17 protein-coding genes and 1 pseudogene are annotated in these 25,317 nt (G+C 38.5%); 14 read left to right on the top strand and 4 right to left on the bottom strand.

What is annotated here, in order from left to right; translation table 11 throughout:
* Positions 1 to 733: 733 nt before the first annotated feature.
* Positions 734 to 1,717 carry a folate-binding protein YgfZ gene (locus EZY12_08075; GenBank protein ID QSX69552.1) on the bottom strand — a complete coding sequence of 328 codons (984 nt, stop codon included), beginning with the start codon at positions 1,715 to 1,717 and terminating at the stop codon, positions 734 to 736.
* Positions 1,718 to 1,979: 262 nt separating this feature from the next.
* On the opposite strand from EZY12_08075, the gene EZY12_08070 reads away from it, so the two are divergent.
* Both EZY12_08070 and EZY12_08065 read left to right on the top strand, forming a co-directional pair.
* Positions 1,980 to 3,188, top strand: a complete 1,209-nt coding sequence (locus tag EZY12_08070) for an XRE family transcriptional regulator (GenBank protein QSX69551.1) — start codon at positions 1,980 to 1,982, stop codon at positions 3,186 to 3,188.
* A 7-nt stretch (positions 3,189 to 3,195) separates the two neighbouring features.
* Positions 3,196 to 3,741 (top strand): hypothetical protein, encoded by a 546-nt coding sequence (locus tag EZY12_08065; protein QSX69550.1) that lies wholly within the window; start codon positions 3,196 to 3,198, stop codon positions 3,739 to 3,741.
* 1 nt (position 3,742) lies between these two features.
* On the opposite strand, the gene EZY12_08060 is transcribed toward EZY12_08065, so the two are convergent.
* Positions 3,743 to 6,781: an MFS transporter gene (locus EZY12_08060; GenBank protein QSX69549.1), complete on the bottom strand. Its 3,039-nt coding sequence runs from the start codon at positions 6,779 to 6,781 to the stop codon at positions 3,743 to 3,745.
* 521 nt (positions 6,782 to 7,302) lie between these two features.
* Positions 7,303 to 7,836: a translation initiation factor IF-3 gene (infC, locus tag EZY12_08055; GenBank protein ID QSX69548.1), complete on the bottom strand. Its 534-nt coding sequence runs from the start codon at positions 7,834 to 7,836 to the stop codon at positions 7,303 to 7,305.
* A gap of 404 nt (positions 7,837 to 8,240) precedes the next feature.
* Here infC and EZY12_08050 point away from each other — a divergent pair, with 404 nt between their 5' ends.
* A complete protein-coding gene (locus tag EZY12_08050) occupies positions 8,241 to 9,146 on the top strand; it encodes an alpha/beta fold hydrolase (GenBank protein QSX69547.1) in 906 nt (301 codons plus the stop codon).
* Positions 9,147 to 9,477: 331 nt separating this feature from the next.
* Here the strand turns inward: EZY12_08050 and EZY12_08045 are convergent, their stop codons facing one another.
* Positions 9,478 to 9,816, bottom strand: a complete 339-nt coding sequence (locus EZY12_08045; GenBank protein QSX69546.1) for a BON domain-containing protein — start codon at positions 9,814 to 9,816, stop codon at positions 9,478 to 9,480.
* Positions 9,817 to 10,417: 601 nt separating this feature from the next.
* Between EZY12_08045 and ilvN the strand changes: the two genes are divergently transcribed.
* The 11 genes and pseudogenes from ilvN (at position 10,418) to EZY12_07990 (ending at position 24,895) form a co-directional block, all read left to right on the top strand.
* Positions 10,418 to 10,936 carry an acetolactate synthase small subunit gene (ilvN, locus tag EZY12_08040; GenBank protein ID QSX69545.1) on the top strand — a complete coding sequence of 173 codons (519 nt, stop codon included), beginning with the start codon at positions 10,418 to 10,420 and terminating at the stop codon, positions 10,934 to 10,936.
* Between the two features lie 479 nt (positions 10,937 to 11,415).
* The gene (locus tag EZY12_08035; protein ID QSX69544.1) at positions 11,416 to 13,461 is read left to right on the top strand and encodes a polysaccharide biosynthesis protein; all 2,046 of its coding nucleotides are present in this window, start codon (positions 11,416 to 11,418) and stop codon (positions 13,459 to 13,461) included.
* Between the two features lie 118 nt (positions 13,462 to 13,579).
* Positions 13,580 to 14,590 carry an NAD-dependent epimerase gene (locus tag EZY12_08030; protein QSX69543.1) on the top strand — a complete coding sequence of 337 codons (1,011 nt, stop codon included), beginning with the start codon at positions 13,580 to 13,582 and terminating at the stop codon, positions 14,588 to 14,590.
* Between the two features lie 341 nt (positions 14,591 to 14,931).
* Positions 14,932 to 15,078 (top strand): annotated as a pseudogene (locus tag EZY12_08025) (acetolactate synthase small subunit).
* 292 nt (positions 15,079 to 15,370) lie between these two features.
* Positions 15,371 to 16,369, top strand: coding sequence for a hypothetical protein (locus EZY12_08020; protein ID QSX69542.1), 999 nt, complete (start codon positions 15,371 to 15,373; stop codon positions 16,367 to 16,369).
* Positions 16,356 to 17,627 carry an oligosaccharide flippase family protein gene (locus EZY12_08015; GenBank protein ID QSX69541.1) on the top strand — a complete coding sequence of 424 codons (1,272 nt, stop codon included), beginning with the start codon at positions 16,356 to 16,358 and terminating at the stop codon, positions 17,625 to 17,627. Before EZY12_08020 ends, EZY12_08015 begins: the two co-directional genes overlap by 14 nt.
* The gene (locus tag EZY12_08010; protein QSX69540.1) at positions 17,602 to 19,521 is read left to right on the top strand and encodes a hypothetical protein; all 1,920 of its coding nucleotides are present in this window, start codon (positions 17,602 to 17,604) and stop codon (positions 19,519 to 19,521) included. Before EZY12_08015 ends, EZY12_08010 begins: the two co-directional genes overlap by 26 nt.
* Before the next feature lie 151 nt (positions 19,522 to 19,672).
* On the top strand, positions 19,673 to 20,815 hold the full coding sequence (locus EZY12_08005; protein QSX69539.1) for a glycosyltransferase family 1 protein: 1,143 nt from the start codon (positions 19,673 to 19,675) through the stop codon (positions 20,813 to 20,815).
* Entirely contained in the window at positions 20,815 to 22,317 is a 1,503-nt protein-coding gene (locus tag EZY12_08000) for a hypothetical protein (protein ID QSX69538.1), read from the top strand. The genes EZY12_08005 and EZY12_08000 overlap by 1 nt, the downstream gene beginning before the upstream one ends.
* 97 nt (positions 22,318 to 22,414) lie before the next feature.
* Positions 22,415 to 23,605, top strand: a complete 1,191-nt coding sequence (locus EZY12_07995) for a glycosyltransferase family 4 protein (protein ID QSX69537.1) — start codon at positions 22,415 to 22,417, stop codon at positions 23,603 to 23,605.
* A gap of 132 nt (positions 23,606 to 23,737) precedes the next feature.
* Positions 23,738 to 24,895 carry a glycosyltransferase gene (locus EZY12_07990; GenBank protein ID QSX69536.1) on the top strand — a complete coding sequence of 386 codons (1,158 nt, stop codon included), beginning with the start codon at positions 23,738 to 23,740 and terminating at the stop codon, positions 24,893 to 24,895.
* Positions 24,896 to 25,317: the final 422 nt, after the last annotated feature.

The following is a 25,317-nucleotide window of genomic DNA, read 5'->3' as shown; positions in this document are numbered from 1 at the left end:
CCTTAAAAAGGGAGACTTTGATAACCGTTCCCCTCTTTTTAAGCTACGGTGTACACACATCTCTAGACAGGATGCTAAACGTGATCCGATCCCCCTAAATCCCCCTTAAAAAGGGGGACTTTGAAGAATTTAGCCCCCCTTTTTAAGGGGGGTTGGGGGGATCTAAACGTTGTGGGGCAACTCTAGAAGACTTGTGTGTACACCGTAGCCTTTTTAAGGGGGGTTAGGGGGTATCTAAAAGTGCCTAAAGTCACAGCGAAACACTTTTAAAACAACCTCTTAGAGGATTTACAGGATGTGATTTTTTATTGTTTATGAATAATAGTGATTCTTGGATGATTGGGAATTTACTTTTATTGTAATTTATCATTTGTTATTTTTCACTATTCACAAACAATTCATCAACAACAATCCTGTAAATCCTTAAATCCTGGACATCCTGATTCTGACAATTACAATTTCATCATCCCACCAATAACTTACAAATTACCAACCCACTATACAAACTGTAGGTTGGGTAGAACGCAGTGAAACCCAACAACTTGTCATCGAAGAAGGGAACAGGGAACAGTTTTTCCTATTTCCTGTTCGGTGAACTGGGAGTAAGAGCAATTCAAATTAGCTCTAACCAAGTTAACTCCTTCCAAGTCAACCCCACTGAAATCCCTTTCCCCAGTAGCATATCTTTATACAATTCCTCAGCAGTTATCCTCATGTCTTTAATTTTGACTTGTTAAAGTGGATATTCGTGAGAGACAAAGGGAATAGCCACTATTTCTCCTTCTGTTTCCCCAACTTGCACTTTTAAACCGACTCCACCGGCTTTACTCCTGATGTAACCTAGTCCAAAATGACCATCAGGGGTTTCTGTATAGCTGGTGAGTTTACCTACTTTTTCTTCTCCAATGGTAATTACTGTTCCCGGTTCAGTAGCATCATTGAGACGAATCCCCCACAGGTATTGTTTTACACCTTTATATGTATTGAGTCTGGCAATGGTTTCTTGACCGATATAACAACCTTTGTTAAAGGAAACTGTTTGCCATAAACCCACTTCTAAGGGATTGTAATCATCAGTAAGTTCCAAGTCTGGGGCAGGACGACCTTGTAATATTCGTAACATTTCCCAGGCGCGATCGCTCAATTCCACAGCCCCAAATCCCAGTATTTTCTCCCACAATTGTTGTTTGGCTGCAATTGGTACAATCAGGGTATATCCGGGTGCAGCCACACCGCTACCCACTGCAACTATCACCCCATCAACTAAAACATGATTACCGTAGGGTTGACCAATTAAAGCGCCAGCCCCCAATTTTTCCACAATAGCATGACTTTGGGGTCCAATCAGGCTCAAGGTTGCCGTTTCCTCGGTGACATCAGTTAATTTAACTTTGTCTGCAAAAAAGATATAACGATCTAACCATTGCATGAGAAATTCACGCCGGTTAGGGGAAACTAACAATGAAACAGCATCATCTAATATATACCCAGTTACTAAATCTATGGTGCGGGCTGTAGATGTCACCATGACAGTATCACAGCCCTGACCGGGTTTCAGCGATTCAAAATCATTGGTGCTTTGATTATGTAAAAAGCGAAGACGGTCATCATTAGAAATACGGATGACTCCCCAATGTGAGCGATCGCTGACAACTACCCCTTCCTGTACCGATTGAAGAGCATTTACGTCTTTAGTATCAGTTGCAGATGTTAACATAGTGGCGCAGAATGATCGTAATTTTAATATTATCTTCAAAGAAAATATTAGCAAATAATTGGTTATTGGCGATAGCGTACCCTACGGGAAGCAAGCTACGCAAAGCGTCCCGGAGGGAACTAGCGCGACCTAGGAATCGCCTTTTGCCTAGCTATACCAATTATACAAAACTGACATTAAATACAAAAATAGTATCTTATCACTTGACATTGTTAAATAAATATTCTAAGCTCACTTCTCAACAAGGTTGAGGAAAAACATCATGACTACCAACATCCTCGATAACATTGATCTACGGGCATTAGGTGAACTCCTACAACAATCCCGTAAAAAGTGCGGCATGACTCAAGCTGATGCAGCTAAAATTATTGATGCTGCACGCACCACTATGATTGCGATTGAGAAAGGAGAACGCCGTCTCAAAGCCAATGAACTGATTAAACTTGCTCGTGCTTACGGACGTTCTGTGAGTGATTTTGTGCGATCTCGTCCAGTAGTCCAACCTTTTGAAGTGCAGTTTCGAGCAGTTTATCAACGCAGTCAGGAGCAACAGGCACAAATTGAACCATTTATTCTGCATTTAGAGGAATTATGTCAAAATTACCTAGAACTTGAGAAGATTATGGACGCACCATTACCGCGAAACTATCCTCTTGAGTATCAGGTAACAGATATGCCAATTAAATCGGCTGCGGAGAGTATAGCAGTAGCAGAACGTCACAGACTGGGTTTAGGGGATGCTCCTATTTCCCAACTGCGGGACATCTTAGAACAAGATGTAGGTTTACGGATCTTCTATTTACAGATGCCACAAAAATACTCAGAAGTGTATAGCTATAACGAGCAAGTTGGTTGTTGTATGGCTATCAATGCCAATCATCCAGAGGAGCGAAGACGCTGGTCAATGGCGCACGGATACTTGCATTTTTTAGCACATAGGCAAAAACCTGAATTTCATTTTGATGGACAATATCAACGATTTCCCGAAAATGAGCAACTAGCGGAAACTTTCTCCAAATATTTCCTTATGCCTACTAGTGGATTGCTGAAACGGTTTAATGATATGTACCGTACCCATGGCAAATTCACCCCGACCAACTTATTTACACTAGCCCATTATTATGGTGTTTCTGTAGAAACTTTAGTTTATCGGTTAGAAGAAATGGAACTTCTACCGACTGGAACTGGGGATAAATTACGAGATAGAGGTTTAAAAGTTAGAAAGGTACAGGAAGAACTTGGCTTAGAACAAATCCCGCAAAGGATTGATATGATGCCACTGCACTATCAGCATCTTGCAATTGAAGCATTAGATCAAGGTTTGATTACGGAAGGGCGTTTTGCTGATTTTCTCTCTGTTAATCGTTTAGAAGCTCGTCGGATTGCAGAGGCATTACGGGAACATTCAAGCGGAATGATGGAAGAAGATACGAATTTTGATTTGCGTCAAATTCAAACTGCTGGGAAGTGAGGAAAAGATGCAAATTACTCACTCTCATATTTTACTTGATGCTTGTTGTGTACTTAACCTTTGTGCGGCAGGTCAATTTCTGACAATTTTGAAATCTCTTCCTGCTGAAATTGTTGTTACAACAGTTGTACAAGAACGCGAATTAAACACACTCCAACTACTTCAGGAAGAAGAAAATGATGCTGTGTTAGAGTTTCAAGAAGCCATTGCACAAGGTTTACTAAAAGTTGTAGATTTTGAATCAGAGGAAGAGGAGGAATCTTTTATCAACTATGCTGCTATTCTTGATGATGGTGAATCTGCTACTTGTGCAATAGCCGTTCAGAGAAAATGGGCAATAGCAACTGATGATAGAAAAGCAATTTCATTTATTCACAAAGAAGCTCCCTATATTCAAATTTTATCAACCCCAGAAATAATTAAACATTGGTCAGAGAAGCAAAGCATTGATTCTTTAGTATTAAGTAATGTCCTCAATGCAATTCGGATTAAAGGACACTATGTACCACCAAAAAATGATCCTTTGCGAAATTGGTGGATAAATGCTTCTTAATTTATTTCTCTGTTTTTACCTTACGGTTTTGTTTCATCAATTCCTGAACTTGAGCCGCTACCAGAGGATGTGGATCTGTTTTTAAGTAAGGAAGAATTTCTTGCACAATTCTCCCAGAAACCACACTCAAATAGGATATAGCCGCTTCCCGGACAAAGCCTGTCGGATGACGCAAAGTTACCAAAATTTGATCAGAACTAACGCGGATATGGGCTGCTTGGGCAAAATGAAAACAGCAAGCCAAACACCAATCAGAGAGAAAATTACTCATGTTAATCAAATGACGCAAACGATTAGCAATGATAGTTAATTCTTTTTCCTTATTCTCCGGCATTTTCTCCCGTTCCACAATTCCATATTCTATCAAACGCTGGAGTTTTTCCCGTGGTGGACGGCGATCTAAAATATGCAGTAACAGTAATTTACATGATAATTTCACAGTATGGTCTAATATTTCTAAACCTCTGGCTAAACTTACCACCGATTCAGATTGAAGATTCAAAGCTGCGGCTTGGATTTTAGCTGGAGAATAAAGTAATTTTAGTAGCAATAGCAATCGATCTTTAACGTCAATTTCTACTTCTAATAGTGCGGTTTGTAATAATTCACCAATAGCAATTAATCTCTCATTAGTGTGATGATTGTCTAGAGAATTAATTAATTGCAAGTCTATATAAGCAGCATAAATTTCTCCTAAAAATCGTAATTCTTCCTTAATTAAAGCTTCTATTCTGCTTTCATCTAACATAAGCACAACAGTTTGATTTTCTGACTGTTGGTTAATTTTAATTAAGCTCCGCAGAATATATTCCCTGGTACTACCCCAGGATGTTTCTAAATTTATCCATAAACTTTCCTGTGCTTCTATAGTACCGATGAGAGCAATAGTTCGCCAAGCGTGCATTCGGACTACTTCCGGTCTGTAAATATTTGTCGCTAGTTGTAATAACAAAGGGAGTCCGTTGTTCTCTAATTGTACTAAAGAATGAATAGCAGTAGTGCGGGTAGACTTATAAGATAGGGCGGTCAATAGTATTGAATAGTATTGTTCTAACCTCGTTGCAGCAATCATTTCCAAAACAGCGCAACGCACCCGCAAAGATTTATCTGTTAATAAGCTGGGAATATGTAATTGTAATTCTTGGATATCTACAGATTCTCTGAAAGCTCTGACAGCATTAATCCGTTCTTTTTCCTGAGAATGAGTTAGCATCTGCTGCATAGTATTTGTAGCTACTACTCTTTGGTGAGGTGTTCCCTGACGCAGGAGTAAAGCGGCAGAGGTAGCCCGAATTAGTGAATGGTATTGGGGATGTAGGTACTTTTCTAAGAGGCTTAAATCAGGATTCACATCAGCCAAGTAAACGTAACGTAAAGCCAGAGCAAACACCTCTGGATCAAATGTAGCTGGAGACTGTTCTAAGAGAGGACTAACTGCATTCAAGTATGCTGGGTTTGCACCTGCTAATAACATTACTTCCAGGCTTTTAGATTGTAAAGCTGGTGGAAGTTGTGCAAGTAATGGCGCTAAAACCTCGGCTGCTCCCTGGAGATCAATTTGGGCTAAAAGTTCGACACAAGCAGCTTTATCAGCTGTATTACCTGTTTCTACTAAGGCTTTGACTACTCCCTGTTGGAATACTCGTAACCCGACAGTGGCCGCACTGACTTCTCCTCTTTCAGCGCTTAACACCAATAAATCAACGTAGCGCGATCGCAATTCCCAGACTACTTTTAAACAACTGGCAGCGATAATCATCGTTTCTCCCACAAATACCCATTTTTGTAAGGATTCAGGCACATATTGTTCGACAAAAAACAAAGTGGTAAAAATTGCTAATCCCGTTAAACCACTGGAAATAGCTTCGGCTGTACCACCGGATAATGTTTGAATCCAACTGCGAATTTCTTCGGGAATAGGTTGATATAAAACTGGTCCGCTACTGACAACAAAGGTATAGCGGAGAAGTTCATCACAGAATTTTAGACTGACTAAGCCCCAGAAAACTGTTTGTGCTTGAATAGAAGGAAAGAAACTCAACAGAGCGATCGCTGATGGTAATAAAAATCCTACAGTAATTGGTAACAGCGCCGCCGTCGAAAATACCCCAATCTTTTCAATCAGACGACTAGAAACAAACCATTGCGTGAATAATTCACACAATCCCACAATCCCTCCAAACAGACCCAAAAAACTAGCCAAATCCTGATTACCAAAATTAGCATTCAGTTCTCTGAGATATTGAAAATCTATTAATAAGCCCATGACTTGCAACAGGGCGACAAAGATAAACAAATACCAGACATAACGCTTTAGAGGAGTTTGCAAGCGACGATGGCGAGTACCTTGTTCTTCAGGAATATCTCGTTGGGGAGTAGCGGGAAAAGCACCACGATATTTATAAGTTAAAAGAAATAAAATTCCCGAACCACAGAGAACCACCAAACAAGCGAGAATAATCACCTGATTTAGTGCCATGACTTTTACCAACCAAGGCAAACTAAACCCACTGATGACATCTGCTACTAATAAACCACTACTAACCAGTGGGTAAGTCCGTTTAATTTCCCGAATATTGAAGAGTTGATTTGCAACAATGGAAGTATTTAGGTCATTGACTACATAACAAGCATCTACCCACAGTCTGAGGAGAAAAATAATGACCATTGCAAAAGACGGAACACTAATTCCCCAATGCAACAATACTAGTAAAAATAAAGGCACGATCATACAAGGTACAATCGCTACAATCACCCAACGGAGAGGAAAAATCCTTTGCAACCAAGAAAATAAACCAACCAGTCCCGCACCAAGCACAGCACTAGCAATATAAACCCAAGGTAGTTGACCTGCACCATATTGATCTAAAAATAAGGCGACAGTGCTATCTTCTGCCCATCGTAATCCCACAGCTACCGTTGTGTAGAAAGCAAACATCATCCAAGTGCGTTCAACTTCTTCTGGACGGAGATTTACCCACTTCAGCAGTCGTGCCACAAAGCCTCGATTGCTAGTAAACCCATGATTTTTCGATTCCATACAGTTTTATTGTCTGGGATAACTAAGTAAAAATAACTATACATTTGCCAGGATTATGTAGAAAAAAGAGAATTTTACACTTTCCGTTAAATATTCCTATCTTAGTATGTAATAGATTTTATTACTTAACCACAGTAACAAAGGTAAGTAATACAGTTTAAAAAAAATACATCAGCCTAGAGACCAGCTACTAATTTTTCATTCCTTCTTCCTTCTTCCTTCGTGTACTATCTCTACGAGACGCTCCGCGAACGCTCCTTCGTGGTTCAGTAGGGGCGTATAGCAATACGCCCCTACTGACTCGGTGACTCCTATGTCATAACATTTTTCATAGCAAAAGTCCTGAGCAACTGAGTATTATCTTTCTCACTCAGCCGTCAGGACTATCATTTTAGAATAAATTGGCAAGAATCTAGATAGGGACGAATGCTGAGGGAATGGGAAAAATTTCCCTAGTGTCAATTTTAGATTCTATTATTAACTAAATTTATGCAGCATTCGTTACCATGTTGTTGACAAGATTATTTTTTAGGTGAAATTAGCATCATCATATTTCGCCCTTCTTTCTTTGGTGCTTGTTGGAGTTCACCAAAAGGCTCTAAATCCGTAGCCATCCGTTTAAGCAACGTTTCTGCCAGGTCACTGTGTTGAATTTCCCGACCTCGGAACATTACAGTAGCCTTAACTTTATCGCCATCTTTGAGGAAGCGTTCGGCTTGTTTGACGCGTACATTATAGTCATGTTCTTCTATTTTGTAACGCATTTTCACTTCTTTCACATCAGCCGTGTGCTGCTTCTTCCGCGCTTCCCGCGCCTTCTTCTCTTGCTCAAACTTATATTTCCCATAGTCCATTATTCGACATACTGGCGGATCAGCTTTGTCACTAATTAGCACTAGGTCTAATTCCTTTTCCTCTGCTAATTGTATCGCTTCCTGCGGAGTTATGATTCCCAGTTGTGCGCCATCAGTGTCAATCACCCGAATTTTCGGGAAGCGAATCCGTTCGTTAATTTGGGGCAGATCGCGAGTTCTTTTTTTCTCAATCACAGGCATTATGATTAGTGGCAGCTCTTTAGTTAAGAATTTGGACTGGTCTTGATTTAGTTAGTTTAGTTTGATATGCCAACAAAGGCAAAATACAACGGTAACTCAGAATTGAAAAATAATTATCCCTCTCTAGTGTAGCAAGTTCATAAGAGAAGTGTAATTAAGTCTTATGACTATATAGCTTGACTCTGAGTTGATTCCACTGCATTATTTAACTTAAATTACATGATATTTTACACTAATAACTATTGTTACAACTTTCTTCATCGGATACATAGATATATGCTATCTAGAAGACTCCTCTAGTATAACAAAATTAGGTATACATGGAAGTCAATCAAATATAATGTAACATATTAAGAAAGAACGAACAAGGTTAATAGTTTCCCACTAATTAATAAGAGATAACTGTGACCACAGCAAGACATTGGCAGCAAAGAGTTGGTAATCAAAGGGACTGGGTGTGGCGTGGTTGGCAAACCCGTTATACTTATATTCGTCCTCCCCATAATTATGCAAAAACAACGCCCTTAATTTTACTGCATGGGTTTGGTGCTTCCATTGGTCATTGGCGACACAATTTGGAGGTTTTGGGTGAATCGCACACTGTTTACGCCTTAGACATGATTGGGTTTGGGGCTTCAGAAAAAGCTGCAACTAATTACAATGTGGAACTATGGGTAGAGCAAGTTTACGACTTTTGGAAAACCTTTATCCGTCAACCAGTTGTTTTAGTTGGTAATTCCATCGGTTCACTGATTTCTCTAGTCGCAGCCGCTAACCATCCAGATATGGTGAAGGGCATAGTCATGATAAGTTTACCCGATCCTAATTTGGAGCAAGAAATGATTCCCACTGCTTTACAGCCTTTTGTCAGCGGGATTAAAAGCATATTTACTTCCAGATTAATATTAAAACCACTATTTTATTTTGTCCGTCGTCCTAGTGTCCTGCGCCCTTGGGCTAGTTTAGCTTATGCAAATCCCAAAGCCATTACTGATGAACTTATAGATATTTTAGCTGGACCTCCCCAGGATAGGGGATCTGCGCGTGCTTTTAGAGCCTTATTTAAAGCAACAACAGGGGTTAATTTTAGTCCTAGTGTCAAGAAAATTTTACCAAACTTAACAATTCCCATGTTGTTAATTTGGGGAAAAAAAGACCGATTTGTGCCTCCACAATTAGCAAATCAATTTGTTGGCTACAACGAAAAATTACAATTGCTATATTTGGAGGATGTTGGTCATTGTCCCCAGGATGAAGCACCAGAGCAAGTTAACCAAGCAATTTTAGATTGGATAGGAAATGGGAATTGATAATTGGGTAGTTCATTCAATCGGCTTAGAGGGTGTTTGAAAAGTCTAATTTATACCCACCTGGCGACTAGAAGCGACTAGAAGTCACAGCTACACAGACAAAACCCACCTTCGTGGGTTAAATAACCTTAATTTTTCGTTAGTCCACGCACCATCTGGACTTTGCTTGTGTAGTAGCGAATTATATTCGCCCAAAACTTTTCAAACATCCTCTTAAAGAACTTCACAAAAAAATGATTCGATCTTGTGGAATGGGCATCCTGCCCGTCCTTGTATTATTAGCAGGCAAGATGCCCATTCCACAAGAGAATTTAGTTAATCTATATCCAATTTAATCAATACTAACTTGTGTAGTATCAACATCTGTGGTGCCATTGACCGTGTGAGCTACAGCAACCATTTGGTCGAGAGTATCTTGACTGGGAACTTGACCTTTTAGCACCACAGTGCCACCTGTTTGAGCAACCCAGAGAGTATCAACATCATCAAGGTCAGGATCTTGATCAAATGCTAATGCCACGCGCTTTGCTAAACCACTTTGGTCATATTCTCCATTTAATCCTATGCGTTCTGGATCTAGTGTTTGTGTATTAGCATCATCGCTAGAGCTTGGATTAACTTGGGCGCTTTCCGATTTTTCTAAGCCAAAAAGTCTTTGTAACCAACCCATAAATACTTTTTTCCTATCGTTATTTATTTCTATAGCGGTATGCAGGTATGCACTTGAATGAGGTAGATCATAGTCCCCTCATCCCTTGCCTACGGTGTACACACATCTCTAGACAGGATGCTAAACGTTATCTGATCCCCCTAAATCCCCCTTAAAAAGGGGGACTTTGAAGAATTTAGCCCCCCTTTTTAAGGGGGGTTGGGGGGATCTAAACGTTGTGGGGCAACTCTAGAAGACTTGTGTGTACACCGTAGCATCCCTTGCGGGGAGGGGGTTGGGGGTGGGGTTCTTGTATCTCACTCAACAAAAGAAACGCTATAAGCAAAATATAAGCCCTTAATTCAAAGCCCACATCTACCCAATAATAGATAGAGCATATTGCCAATAATATGGGAGTACAAAATTTAAATTAAAAATTAAGTATCAAAGAGATTTTACTGCTTCTTCTTCCTGACTTTTCCTATAATTTTTTCACATTAACGTAATGATTTTAACTATTAAGTATAAAATGGAAATTCAGACCGACAATTCAGCGTGGTAGAAATTCGCTTCGCAGTCATGAGTGCCGGTCTGCATTTATACCATGCTTCTTGAGTCGCAGATGAAACATACGTTGTCAGTTATCGTTGAAGATGAAGCGGGGGTTCTATCCCGCATTGCTAGTTTATTTGCTCGTCGAGGTTTTAATATAGAAAGTCTTGCTGTAGGTCCTGCGGAGCAAGAAGGAGTATCTCGGATTACAATGGTTGTACCGGGTGATGATCGTATTATTGAGCAACTGACTAAACAACTATATAAGTTAGTTAATGTTCTCAAAGTGCAGGATATTACAGAAACTCCTTGTGTAGAAAGAGAATTGATGCTTCTGAAGGTAAATGCTACTAGTAATAATCGTTCAGAGATTATCGAATTGTCTCAGATTTTTCGAGCGCGAATTGTTGATGTGGCTGAAGATTCTTTGACTTTGGAAATTGTGGGTGATCCTGGTAAAATGGTGGCGATTGTGCAAGTGCTACAAAAATTTGGACTTAGAGAAATCGCTCGTACAGGTAAAATTTCTCTCACTCGTGAATCGGGCGTGAATACTGAATTACTCAAGACATTACAAACAAAAGTCTAGTACCCAAAGACAGAATTAAAAATTAAAAATTAAAAAAGCAACCTAAACAGGCTTTTTATAGATTTTTAATTGTTGATTGACTGACACCGTTATGTATTAGCTTGATTACAAGTAGTTGATAATCGGATTTTTCGATCTCATTAAGCAGCAGATATAGTGTAGCTACTGTGTCTGCTGCTATTATTTTAAGTTAATAGGGAATTTCTGTCAAACTGGCGTGACTTAACCAGTGAAAATCTGATAAAAACTCTATAAGTTCAAGATAAAAAATAATAACTCATACATTAATGTTTATGTTTGATTGATAAAGATCAACAATATAACATTTTGATTTGATTGGTGAACATTTATTCGGGCAAATCACCACATAATTAATTATTACATAGGGTGATTTGAATATACCATTTTTGAACTTATCAATGAAAATTCCAGGTGTTTACTAGAGAAAATGTTCTATATACTTCTCTGGAGATATTGATGTGAATATCCTATTTCTCGTTTCTCATTTCACTATTCAGAAAATACTTAAAAAGTTATCAAATCAATTAAACACAATCAGAAATAGACATTGGTTTATTTTTGATATCGCTATTTTTGCAATTACGCCATTGTTAGCATTGTTCTTGCGTTTAGATGGTAATCTCAATTTGCAAGAATATATTTTACAATTAGGAATGGCGACAGGTTTGTTTTTAGTAGTCAAACAAATTGTCTTTTGGGGGTTTGGTTTTTATGGCCGCTATTGGAGATATGCAAGCATTGAGGAAGTAATCTATATAGTTACGTTAATGATGGGTGTGGTAGTCATCCAAACAACGCTATTTAATATATTGGATAGAATATTTCATTTGCCATTAGATAATCTTCCTCGATTACTACCAATTTTAGAGGGGTTACTGTCTTGTATTTTTGTGATTGTCCTCCGGTTTAGTGTGCGGGTTGTAGAAAGGGTAAATCATAGACAGAAAATATCTAAAAATAGGGAAAGAGTGCTGATTATTGGTGCGGGTAATGCGGGAGTTTCTCTTGTGGAGGATATGCAAAGAAATCCACAATTTGGGGTTTATCCTGTAGGATTTATTGATGACGATATCAAAAAACAGCACATACATTTAAGGGGGATTCCTATATTAGGCGATCGCTATAAAATAGCTGAGGTGATTAATACACTAGAAATCCAGAAAGTTATCATTGCTATGCCTACAGTTGCTGGAAAAATCATTCGGGAAATTGTAGATATTTGTCAAGCAAATGGAATACAACCGACCACCTTACCGGGAATATCTGAAATTATCAATGGTCGTGTTCGGGTAAATAGTGTTAGAGATATCAAAATCGAAGACCTACTCAGACGTGAACCCATTCATATAGACATTGCCAGAGTATCTAGATTTATTAAAAATAAAACTGTCTTAATTACAGGTTCAGGTGGATCAATTGGTAGTGAACTATGTCGGCAAATTTTCCGTTGTCATCCAGCTAAAATAATTCTGATTGGCCATGGAGAAAATTCTGTTTTTAATATCCAACAAGAATTAGAACAACTTATCCAATTCATGAAAGATAATGGTAAATCAGCCATCAATATCCCGCAGATTTATACATTCATTGCTGATATTCGGATGCGGTCGAGATTGGAACACGCTTTTGAGAGATTTAAACCAGATGTAATTTTTCATGCTGCTGCTCATAAACACGTTCCTCTGATGGAATTAAATCCCGCAGAAGCAATTACGAATAATGTCATGGGAACGAGAAATTTGTTACAAGTAGCACTGCAATATAATGTTGAACATTTTGTGATGATTTCTACAGATAAAGCGGTGAATCCTACTAATGTGATGGGTGCTAGTAAGAGAGTAGCGGAAATGCTAGTTTTACAAGCTGCAAGACAAAGCGGTAAATCCTATGTAGCTGTACGTTTTGGTAATGTTTTAGGGAGTCGAGGTAGCGTAGTTCCTACTTTCCAAAAACAAATCCTAGCAGGTGGACCAATTACAGTAACTCATCCCGATATTTGCCGTTATTTCATGACTATACCGGAAGCAGTTCAATTAGTTTTACAAGCATCTGTTTTGGGTCGTAGTGGTGAAGTCTTAATGCTAAATATGGGTGAACCTGTGAAAATTGTGGATTTAGCAAAAGAACTAATTCATCTTTCAGGATATGAATTTAACAAAGATATGGACATAGTATTTACTGGATTAAGACCGGGAGAAAAGTTATTTGAGGAGTTGTTTATTGAAGGAGAAGAATATGAAAAGACGGAGCATGAAAAACTGTTAGTTGTGAAAAATGCCAGTCAGATTATCCCTAGTTATTTGGATATTGCTGTAGAAACTTTATTAGGAGCGGCAAGCAAAAATGATGTTGATTCTATTATGTTATTGCTGGCACAAATGGTAGCAGGTTACAAACCTAAGTATTTAGAAGATAACTTGAGAAAAGAGGATTTAATCACCGATTATATCACGGATGATTTAATAGATAAATCCTTAATAAAATTCAAGCCTCAAGGAGTATGATTACAGGAATATTAGCTTATCATGAATAATAATCAAATAAGGATGATAAATTCAGAGTCAAGTTATTAAGAATGGTTGAAATTCGGATGAATTATTGGAGTTAGTAAGAGGTGAAAATATGGCGAAAATTTTAGTTACTGGTGCGGCTGGTTTTATTGGTTTTCACCTCAGTCAACGCTTACTAGAAAGGGGTGATGAAGTTATTGGTTTAGACAACCTCAACGATTACTACGATGTTACCTTAAAAAAGGACAGACTAGAGCAACTTTTAAGAAAACCAGGTTTTAACTTCCATTTATTGGATTTAGCGGACCGAGAAGATATCTCCAAATTATTCGCTCAATCTAATTTTGATAAAGTCGTCAATTTAGCTGCACAAGCAGGAGTTCGCTACTCGTTAAAAAATCCTCATGCTTATGTAGATAGTAATTTAGTGGGATTTGTCAATATTTTAGAAGGTTGTCGTTATACAAACGTACAACATTTAGTATTTGCTTCTTCGAGTTCAGTTTATGGTGCAAATACAAAAATTCCCTTCTCCGTTCACGATAATGTTGATCATCCCATTAGTTTGTATGCTGCCACCAAAAAAGCCAACGAATTAATGGCACATACCTACAGTAGTTTGTACGGCTTGCCAACTTCAGGATTGCGCTTCTTTACTGTGTACGGTCCTTGGGGTCGTCCAGATATGGCCTTATTTCTGTTTACCAAAGCAATTTTGGCAGGACAACCCATTGATGTTTTCAATTACGGTAAAATGAGGCGTGATTTTACTTATATTGATGACATTATTGAAGGTGTAATTCGCGTTGTTGATCAAGTTGCCCAAGCTAACCCTAACTGGTCAGGAAATATACCTGATCCTGCTACAAGTTATGCACCATACAAAAATTACAATATAGGTAATAATCGACCTGTTGAATTAATGCAATTTATCGAAATTCTGGAAAATTACTTGGGGATAAAAGCAGAGAAAAATTTGCTCCCAATGCAAGCCGGTGATGTAACTGCAACTTATGCCGATATTGATGCTTTAGTAGCAGATGTTGGTTTTAAACCGAATACTTCAATTGAGGTGGGTATTGAGAGATTCGTTAAATGGTATCGGTCATATTACCAAGTTTAAAAATCTAAAGTAATACGTTGTGATTTTTACCCCCCTTAATCCCCTGACAGGTGTAGGTTTTTAATATTCTCTGTAAAGGCCAGACCGGGAAGACAAGGAAGGATAGTAGACAAGGAGGATTTTATCCACAAAATACTCAATTCATGGGTTGTTTTGTTACTAATCATCCATTCATTTGTCCGGTTTTCCTCCCTTGTCACCTTGTCACCTTGTCTGCCTTGTCTTGTCCTCAAGACAATGTAAAAAACCTACACTTGTCAGAGGGTTAGGGTGGGGTAAAAGATATTTGATACATCAATCATAACTTTATGGCTACGCCACGCAAGCTATCAAACACACTCTTAGAAGTTTTGGGTGATCGTGTAGCGATTTTTAAAGTGCTACAAAAATTTGAACTTAGAGAAACCGCTCGTACAGGTAAGATTTCTCTTACTTGTGAATTGGAGGTAAATACTGAATTACTGAAGACATTACAAACAAAAGTCTAGTAATACAAGACGGAATTCAAAATTAAAAAATAGGAAATTTCTGTCAAACTGGCATGACTTAAGCAGTAGAAATTTGATAAAAACTCTATAAGTTCAAGATAAAAAACAATAACCCATAGATTAATGTTTATGTTTGGTTGATAAATATCAATAGCATTCCCATTTAATTGGTGAAGATTTATTATTGCCAATTACTAGATAGTTGATCATTGAATAGGGTGATTTTAATATGCAATGCTTTAAACTTATCAATTAAAATTCTCGGCGTTTATGATGATTCTAAGTAAAAAATATGAAATTAAACAGTAGAGATCAGACAGAAGATTTTCCCAAATCTAACTATTTATCTTCTCTCAAAGAAATAGCAAGAACTTTTGTGAGCAGGAAGTGTGATTGGTCTATCGGAATTTATACAGGTGAATCACCTTTTCAGCTAAGTTCTCCAGAAAATATCAAAAATCCAATTTTGACCGCTAAAGATGTTACAGATGTCCCAGCCAAGTTTGTAGCTGATCCATTTATGGTTTATGAAAATGGGACTTGGTATATGTTTTTTGAGGTTCTGAATAGTTTAAATAATCGAGGAGAAATAGGACTGGCAACTAGTAATGATGGATTTAAGTGGAGTTATCAACAAATAGTGATGAGTGAGAATTTTCACTTATCTTATCCTTATGTATTCAAATTTGAAAATGAATACTATATGATTCCAGAAAGTTATGAAGCGGATTCGATACGGTTATATAAAGCTGTTGATTTTCCAACTCAATGGACATTAGTTAAAACCTTATTAGATGGCAGTGATTATGTGGATTCTTCCATTTTCAATTTCGATGATAAATGGTGGATATTTACGACATCATTTCAAGGGAATACTCTGCATCTTTACTATGCTGATGAATTAATGGGAGATTGGATTCAGCATCCTCAAAGTCCTCTCATAGAAGGAAATTTACATATATCTAGATCAGGAGGTCGAGTCACAATCTGCGATGGCAAGATATTCCGATATACCCAAGATGTTGAGGGTTTTTATGGCAATCAAGTTCGTGCTTATGAAATTATCAATTTAACAACTACTAATTATGAAGAAAAAGCAATTCTCAACAATCCCATTATTAAAGCCAGTGGTTATGGGTGGAATAAAATCGGAATGCACACTATCGATCCTCATCAACTTGATGATGGTAAATGGATAGCCTGTGTAGATGGGTATCAAATAATTTTTGTGTTTGGCAAAGGACACCAAAAACAAACTAGGGTAATGGCTAAAGCAGATGCAACAAAATAAGCCCATCACCCTCCGTCGTAACTTCTCTTGGACATTCATTGGTAATGTGATTTATTCAGGTTGCCAGTGGGGAATGTTAGTAGTTTTAGCCAAACTTGGTAGTCCAGAAATGGTAGGACAATTTACCTTGGGTCTAGCGGTGACAGCACCCATAATGATGTTTACAAATCTCCAATTACGAATCGTCCAAGCAACAGATGTTAAACAACAGTTTTTGTTTAGTGATTATTTAGCACTAAGGCTAATATCAACAGGTTTAGCCCTTTTAACTATTACAATCATTAGCTTTTTTAGTGGATATGGAGGAGAAATATCTTTAGTTATTTTCTTAATAGGAGTAGCCAAGACATTTGAGGCAATTAGTGATATATTTTGTGGGTTAATTCAGCAGCATGAACGGATGGATAGAATTGCGATCTCATTGATGATTAAAGGACCACTATCATTACTGCTGCTAGGCATCGGAGTATATCTATCTGGAAGGGTTTCTTGGGGTGTATTAGGGTTGATTTTTACCTGGGTTGTAGTGTTATTTAGTTATGACATTCGTAGTGGGTTATTAATTATAAAACAGAGATCAAAATTACAACCTCGTTGGCATAAGAAAAGTCTCATCAAGCTAACATGGCTTTCTTTACCTTTGGGATTTGTAATGATGCTAATTTCATTTAATGCCAATATTCCCCGTTATTTTATTGAACGATATTTAGGTGTGCGGGAGTTGGGTATCTTTGCCGCTTTAGCTTACTTAATGGTGGCAGGTGGTATGGTAATCAACGCCCTGGGGGAGTCAGCCATTCCTCGACTCGCCAAATATTATGCAGAAGGCAATCACAAGGCTTTCCGTAACCTGTTATTGAAGCTGCTAGGAATTGCGACTGTTTTAGGGGGAATAGGTGTCTTAGTAGCTGTTATAGGTGGACGGCCAATTTTGACGCTGTTATATCGCCCTGAATATGGAGAACAAACAACCTTATTTATTTGTTTGATGGTTGTTGCGGGAATTAACTATATGTCATCATTTCTGGGCTATGCAATGACCGCAGCGCGATATTTTCGGATGCAAATACCTTTGTTTATGACTGTGGCAAGTATCTCTGGAATAGCTTGTTTCTGGTTATTGCCAAAGTTGGGCTTATTAGGAGGAGCAGTAGCCCTTTTGTTGGGGTCTATTACCCAACTCATTATTAGTGTGGGAGTAATCATTTACATTCTTTATAAACTCCAAAAATATGAAAATTCCAAATCAGCAGCATAGTTTAGCTAAACCTCAGCACATTATTTGCTTGTTAACCTTTTTAGGTGTGACATTAACATTCGTAGCAGGTAATACAACTCCTGCGATTAGTCAAAGGAGTGTTCTGCAACCGTACTCTACACCTAACATTGCTAAAAAAAGCAGCACCTATAAAGTTACAGTCAACGGTCAGCCCATATTCGTGAATAAATACAACTCTATTAGTTATGTTCACTTTGCCTTTGCTGGCACAGCAGAAATTGATATCAGCTATAAAGAGCCAATCAAAAGCTATACCCTTAGCCCTAAAAGTGCCAATATTCCATCACGTCATAACAGCAATACAATTTCTTTCTCTGTGAAAACTCCGAGAAAGCTTATTCTTCATAAAGTAAATGGAGTGAGTGAGGAATTGTATATTTTCGCAGACCCATTAGAAGACCAGAAACCTGACCAGAGTAATCCTCACGTCATTAACCTCATGAAATATGGCGTAGATAACACAGGTATAAATGATGTCACTGATAAAATTCAACAAGCAATTAACGAGGTTTCTGTTCGCAAAGGAGTGCTTTATATTCCTCCAGGAGTTTATAAAACTAAGCAACTTAATCTCAAAAGCAACATGACTATGTACTTAGCGGGTGGCTCAGTTTTATTGGCAACGCAAGAGATTAACCCCTCCTATGGTCAGGGAGTCTTGCAGTTAGAGAATGTCAGCAACGTTAAAATTATGGGCCGTGGCGTACTTTATGGTAATGGATCTTATTGGCGACCAAGAGGAGGATGGTACAGTTTAATTAAGTTGATTAATACTAAGAATATTCGTGTTGAGGATATTCTAGTCATAGATCCGGCTGTAGCGAATATTTGGATTGGTTACACAGATACCTCTACATTCTACAATGTTAAAGTCTTAGCTGCGCCGGACTCTAATTTTGCAAACACAGATGGCTTTGATTTTTGGTCATCAAGAAATATCACCATTGATAACGTATTCTATAGAGGCACGGATGATGCTACTTCCCATGGTGGTGACAAGTTGAAAAGCATCAAGAATAACGAGAATATTAACGTCAAAAATTCAGTTTTTTACAATTACTATTCTGGTGGGATATTTAAAATCGGCACGACAGTACAACAAGATTTTATTCGCAATATTACCTATGAAAATATAGATGTAGTTTTTACAAGTGAATTATCAGGCTTCTGGCCAGTTACAGGCGCAAACTTTGAAAATATTTATTTTAAGAATATTAGAGTAGAAGAAATAGTTAACAAAAAAAAAGGAGACGCTTCATCTTCCCTATTTCAGTGGCATATCATCAAAGCTAATTGGGAGCCTACATCCACTCTAAATACTTTAGGGTATATTAAAAATATTTATTTTTATAATTTAAAAGTTGCTGATCTTGGCAGCGAACCTTCAAGTTTTCAAGGACATAATCGAGAAATAAATATTAGCAATGTCAACTTTGATAATATGTATGTTAATGAAAAACTGATTACTAATCCCACAGATGCAAACTTTGAGATCAAAAACAAATATGTTGATTTACGATTTACCCATAGTAATCCTACAATTGTGGAAATAATAGCAGCCAATTCCTATACCTCTAAATCTGAACCTTTAGGGCATTTCCGTATCAATCGTACAGGTGATATCAGTCAGAACTTACAGGTTAAATACACAATCAGAGGCACAGCTAAAAATGGAGTTGATTATCAATATATTTCTGATGCGGTGACGATTCCATCTGGAAAAAAAGAGGTGTCCATTTACATTAAACCTGTAAAAATAACTAAAGAGAAAGGAATTTCAACCGTGATGTTAAGTTTAAAAAATATGCCTAATAAAAATGATTACCTGATTGGGTCAAACTTCCTAGCAATGGTGAATATTTTTGCCAATTAATTTTAATTACAGCACTTCCTGCTGTGATGAGGTACATCATAGCCCCCTCTCGAAAAGCGGGGAGGGGGTTGGGGGTGGGGTTCATGTACCTCATTCAATCAAGAACCGCTGTATATTGCGTTATCAATGATTAAAAGAGTAAATACAAATCATGAAAAAGCGTATCCTTCATGTTGTCGGCGGGATGAATCGGGGCGGCATCGAAACCTGGCTGATGAATATTCTCCGTTATATTGACCGCGATCACTTTCAAATGGATTTTTTGGTTCATACCGATAAACCTTGTGCTTACGATGATGAAATTCGCGCCCTTGGTAGCAAGATTATTCCTTGCTTAAATCCCTCAAAACCTTGGCTATATGCTGCCAACTTCCGGCAGATCCTAGACAAACATGGAATTTATGATATCGTCCATAGTCACGTTCATTACTTCAGTGGTTATGTCTTGCATTTAGCCCAACAAGCTGGAGTACCCACCCGTATTATCCATAGCCATTGTAGCTCGGCACTAGAAACTCACCAAGGAATATATCGCCAATTGTATCTAGGGTTGACGAAATATTTGATTAAGCGTCATTCTACTATTGGTCTAGGATGCAGCGAAGTTGCTAATGCAGATTTATTTGGTCAAAATTGGAAAAATTATCCTCAGTGGCGAATACTTTACTCCGGTATAAATTTGACTTCTTTTCAACAACCTATAGATAGTTTTGAGATTCGCAATGAATTGAATATTCCACCAGATGCTTTTGTTATTGGTCATGTTGGTCGCTTGGAAAAAGAAAAAAATCATCAATTTCTTCTGAAAATTTTCGCTAGTGTTACCAGCAAAGTACCGCAAGCATACCTTTTACTGGTTGGTGAAGGTAGTTTAAGATCCGAAATCACCCAGCAAGCTAGGGATATTGGTATTGCGGATCGGGTCATCTTGGCAGGTAGCCGTCCTGATGTCGCCAGACTTATGCGCGGTGCTATGGATGTATTTTTATTTCCCTCCCTCGGTGAAGGATTAGGCTTAGTTTTAATTGAAGCCCAAGCAGCAGGATTACCCTGTATTTTATCGGATGTGATTCCAGAAGCAGCAGACGTAGTAAAGCACTTAGTCAAGCGACTATCTCTCCAGCAGCCTGTTTCCGAGTGGGGTCAGGAGATCCTGTCTCAGCGATCTAAACTCTCTGATCATATTCAACCAGACGCTCTGGAACTTGTAAAAACTAGTCCTTTCAACATTGAAACTTCAGTACAACAGTTGGAAAAGATTTATCAAACCCAGTTTACCAAAGCGATTCCATAATGAATCACAAAACAGTTTTCCCCAAGACTTATGTAGACAGTATCTTTATTTCTGTTTTTATTTGCTGCATAATACTGTTGTGGTGTCTTAACACCTCAAAACAGTTCGAGCATTGGTTTTTAATACCTGTCACATTAAGTGGAATTTTGATTGGTATTGATACTGTTAACTGGTTTCGCAATCGCCTAAATATTTTTGACCCAGTTGGGATTATCGGTGTATTAGGTTTCCACTTCTTTTTTTTAGCCCCCATACTTCATGTTAGCTGGGACAGTTGGTTAGAACCTTGGTTTGACTACCCACCAGACTGGAGACCTTGGCTAGGTGGCATGGCAATCCTCAACTTATTAGGTCTTGTAGTATATCGCTTTTCCAGAAACCTAATTACCAAAAAACCAAAAAATCCATCAACTTACACCTATTGGCAAATCAATCTCCAGCGTTTTTATTATCTTGTCACCTTTACCATGATCTTTTCTGCGGTACTTCAAATTGGAGTCTATCAGCAGTTTGGTGGACTCATGGGCTATATTGCTTCTGCAAGTCAAGAGGGTGGTTCAAATTTAGAAGGGATGGGGATTGTGTTCTTATTTTCAGAAAGCTTCCCTATCCTAGCAATGATGGCATTTAGCGTTTATGCCCAAAAAAATAAACGCCTACAATCTTGGCCAGTATTAATTTTAGTATTGCTGCTATTTCTAGTATTGCAAATGTTTTTTGGTGGTCTTCGAGGTAGTCGTTCTAATACAATCTGGGCTTTATTCTGGGCAGCAGGGATGATTCATTTCATGATCCGCCGAATTACTAAAAAAGAAGTAGCTATAGGACTAGTTTTTCTGATCTTTTTTATGTACTTGTATGGTTTTTTCAAAGCAGGAGGTGTGGATGGAATCAATACGGCACTAAAAAGTCGTGAGGATGCTACCGAATTGGAAGAGAAATCGGGGCGAACCTTACAAGGCTTGCTTCTGGGAGATATCGGACGCAGTGATATTCAAGCTTATATGCTCTACAGATTGATGCTTCCTAATAGTGATTATGAATATGTTTGGGGAGAAACCTATCTAGCAGCAGCAACTATTTTAATACCTAAATTCATCATGCCTCATAAGCCTTTCAAACATAAGGTTATACAAGGAACAGAACTATTATTTGGTAAAGGATCTTACAAATTGGGTGTATGGGAGACTTCCAAAGTCTACGGAATTACAGGTGAAGCAATGCTCAACTTTGGTTTTTTTGTTGTCCCCCTGGCATTTATCCCACTAGGGATTTTGGTTGGCTGGGTTCATCGTTGCCTTCTTAACTGGAAATTTTCAGATAGTCGCTTGATTTTATTACCTATGCTTGTCAATTTTTGTTTTGTGATCCTTACAAGTGACCTTGATAATGACATATTTTTCTTAATCAAAAATAGTGGCTTGCCTGTTTTAGTTGTTTGGTTCAGTTCTCAAAAGAAATTGATAAATAAATCAATTATTTTAGCTGATCATATTTTGTAGGGAATTTATGCAAAGTAAAAAAATATGATTCTACCGGACTAAATATCAAGATCCTCTAATGCAAGTACGGAAAAAATTCCTCATTTTATAAAATCTTATGAACATTGTCGTTGCACTTGAATACCGTTTTGATCGCACACCGGATGGAATAGTATGGACACAAACACAGTTCCCATATTCATTTTGGCAGCGATATCTGGAGGTTTTTGATCATGTGCAGGTAGTTGCCCGTGTTCGGGATTTACCAACAGTACCGTCTGATTGGAAAGAGGCTAATGGCGATCATGTTTCCTTTGCTGCCATTCCTTACTACATTGGACCAGTGCAGTATTTGCAGCAATCACTCCAGGTGAAACGTGCTGCTCAACAGGCTGTAAGGACAGAAGATGCTGTGATTTTAAGAGTAAGTTCGACAATTGCCTCGTGTATCGAACCAAAACTACGTGCCGCCCATCATCCCTATGCTGTAGAAGTGGTTGCTGATCCTTATGATGTCTTTGCTCCAGGTTCTATTCGACATCCTTTGCGCCCGTTTTTCCGGTGGTGGTATCCTCAGACATTGCGGCGACAATGTGCTAGAGCTTGTGCAGCAGCTTATGTCACCAAACAGGCGTTACAAACTAGATACCCTTGTCCCAACTATTCAGTAGGAATATCAGACGTAGACATTTCAGAAAAGTTTTTGGTCTTAACTCCCCGTCAATTTCACAAGATGAGTCCATTAAATCTGATCTTTGTGGGTACTTTAGCTCAACTCTATAAAGCTCCTAACATACTGCTCAGTGCTATGGCTATCTGTGTACAAGAAGGAATAAACCTGAAATTGACCATAATTGGCGATGGTAAACACAGAACTGAACTGGAGACACAAGCAGCAGTCTTGGGTTTAAAAGAGCGAGTCTGTTTCCGTGGTCAGTTGGGGGCAGGAAAAGCTGTAATCACTGAGTTAGATCAAGCGGATTTATTTATTTTACCTTCTTATCAAGAAGGTCTACCTAGAGCAATGGTAGAAGCAATGGCACGAGCATTACCCTGTATTGGTTCTACGGTAGGTGGTATCCCAGAATTAATACCACCGGAGGATATGGTGCCACCTGGTGATGTAGCAGCTCTAGCAGCAAAAATTCGGGAGGTTGTGACTAATCCAGAACGCATGGCTCAAATGTCAGCCCGTAATCTAGAGAAAGCTAAAGAGTACAAAGATGAAATGCTGCGTGATCAAAGAATTGCGTTCTACCGTTATGTGCGGGGGCAGACAGAAGCATGGCTCTTGACTCAGAAACATTAGACATCTGGTAAAAATTAAATGTGCATTTCCTAGAACCCTCGTAGAGACGTGACCTGAGTAGGGATTCTCGGCTCTACATTCTTTTCTGGAGATGTCTATTAGTAAAGATCAACTAACTCTTTGAAAAATAGAATGAAAAAGATTTTAATGGTAGCGACAATCCCTGCTACTCTACGCGGGTTTATCCTGCCTTTTGCCCGCCACTTCCGTGATCAAGGTTGGTGTGTAGATGGTATGGCTTGTGGAATTTCAGCTTGTGCAGATTGCGTGCAGACATTTGATCATGTTTGGGATATACAATGGTCACGCAACCCCCTAGACCCACGCAATTTTCTGGGTACACCGCAAATTATCCAAGAGATAGTGCGGCAAGAGAAATATGATATAGTTCATGTTCATACGCCAGTGGCTGGTTTCGTGACCAGATATGCTCTGAAGGACTTAAAAAAGCAACTCCATACAAAGGTCATATACACCGCCCACGGCTTTCACTTCCATCCTGGTGGTAAACCATTAAAGAATGCTGTATTCTTAGGATTAGAGAAATTGGCAGGGCATTGGCATGATTATTTAGTTGTGATTAATCGTGATGATGAGCAAGCAGCAAAGCGATATCAAATTAATCCTCCAGATAAAATTTATTATATGCCAGGAATTGGTGTAGATATCAACTACTACAGTTCTGATGCGACTCCTATCTCTGAACTTGAACGGGTTCGTCAAGAGTTGGAACTAAGTGCAGAGACTCCACTATTTTTGTCAGTGGCTGAGTTTATTCCTCGCAAACGTCCTCAAGATGTTTTAAAGGCATTTGCTGATCTAGCTCGACCTAATACCCGCCTAGCTTTTGCTGGAGATGGTCCACTAATGCAGCAAATGCAACAGTTAGCTATGCAATTGGGGGTACAACATCAAGTTAATTTTTTGGGTGTGCGCCAGGATATTACAACTTTAATGTCTATATCGGTAGCTACTATATTGGCTTCCGAACAGGAAGGACTACCCCGATGTGTAATGGAGTCGTTGTCAATAGAGACTCCTGTGATTAGTACAGCAATTAGGGGAACTAGAGATTTACTAGCGGACGGTTGTGGTCTTCTTGTTCAAGTGGGTGATATAGAAGAACTAACAAAGGCAATGGCACGGATATTGGATCATCCTCAAGAAGCTCGCATCATGGTTCAGCAAGGGCGTAACCGGATAGTAGATTATGACCTCCGCCATATTATTAAGCGACATGAAGCTTTATATGCCGGTGTTATATCTACAAAAAATCTAGTTTTAAACTGATTTTCATGACCATAGCAAAAAGTCATCAACATAACTAAGAGGGTGTTTGAAAAGTATTAGATGAAACCGATAATCTCCAGAAACCTAACCCCCCTTCCCCCCTTCCCTACGTTAGCGCAGCGTGCCGAAGGCTGGGAATGGGGGTTTCAAAGCCTCTCCCCGCATCGGGGAGAGGTTTGGAGAGGGGTTTATTTATACATTAAAAACTTTTCAAACATCCTCTAACACAAAGATAAAAAACATCCTTGTTCTTCATCAAAAATTTACAGCTATTTTTTGATATTTTCATCATTAATATTATTACCTCATTCAATAAAAATAATGGGGTAATATTTTTTTTATGGTTAATCAAATATTAATAAAAGTAGTGCCATGCTGGCGATTGATTCTTATAAATTGAGTTTATTCTGTAAATTATTCAC

The organism is Dolichospermum sp. DET69 (assembly GCA_017355425.1).
In the GTDB taxonomy this organism is placed as follows: Bacteria; Cyanobacteriota; Cyanobacteriia; order Cyanobacteriales; family Nostocaceae; genus Dolichospermum.
This window is presented reverse-complemented; position numbering and strand designations above follow the sequence as displayed.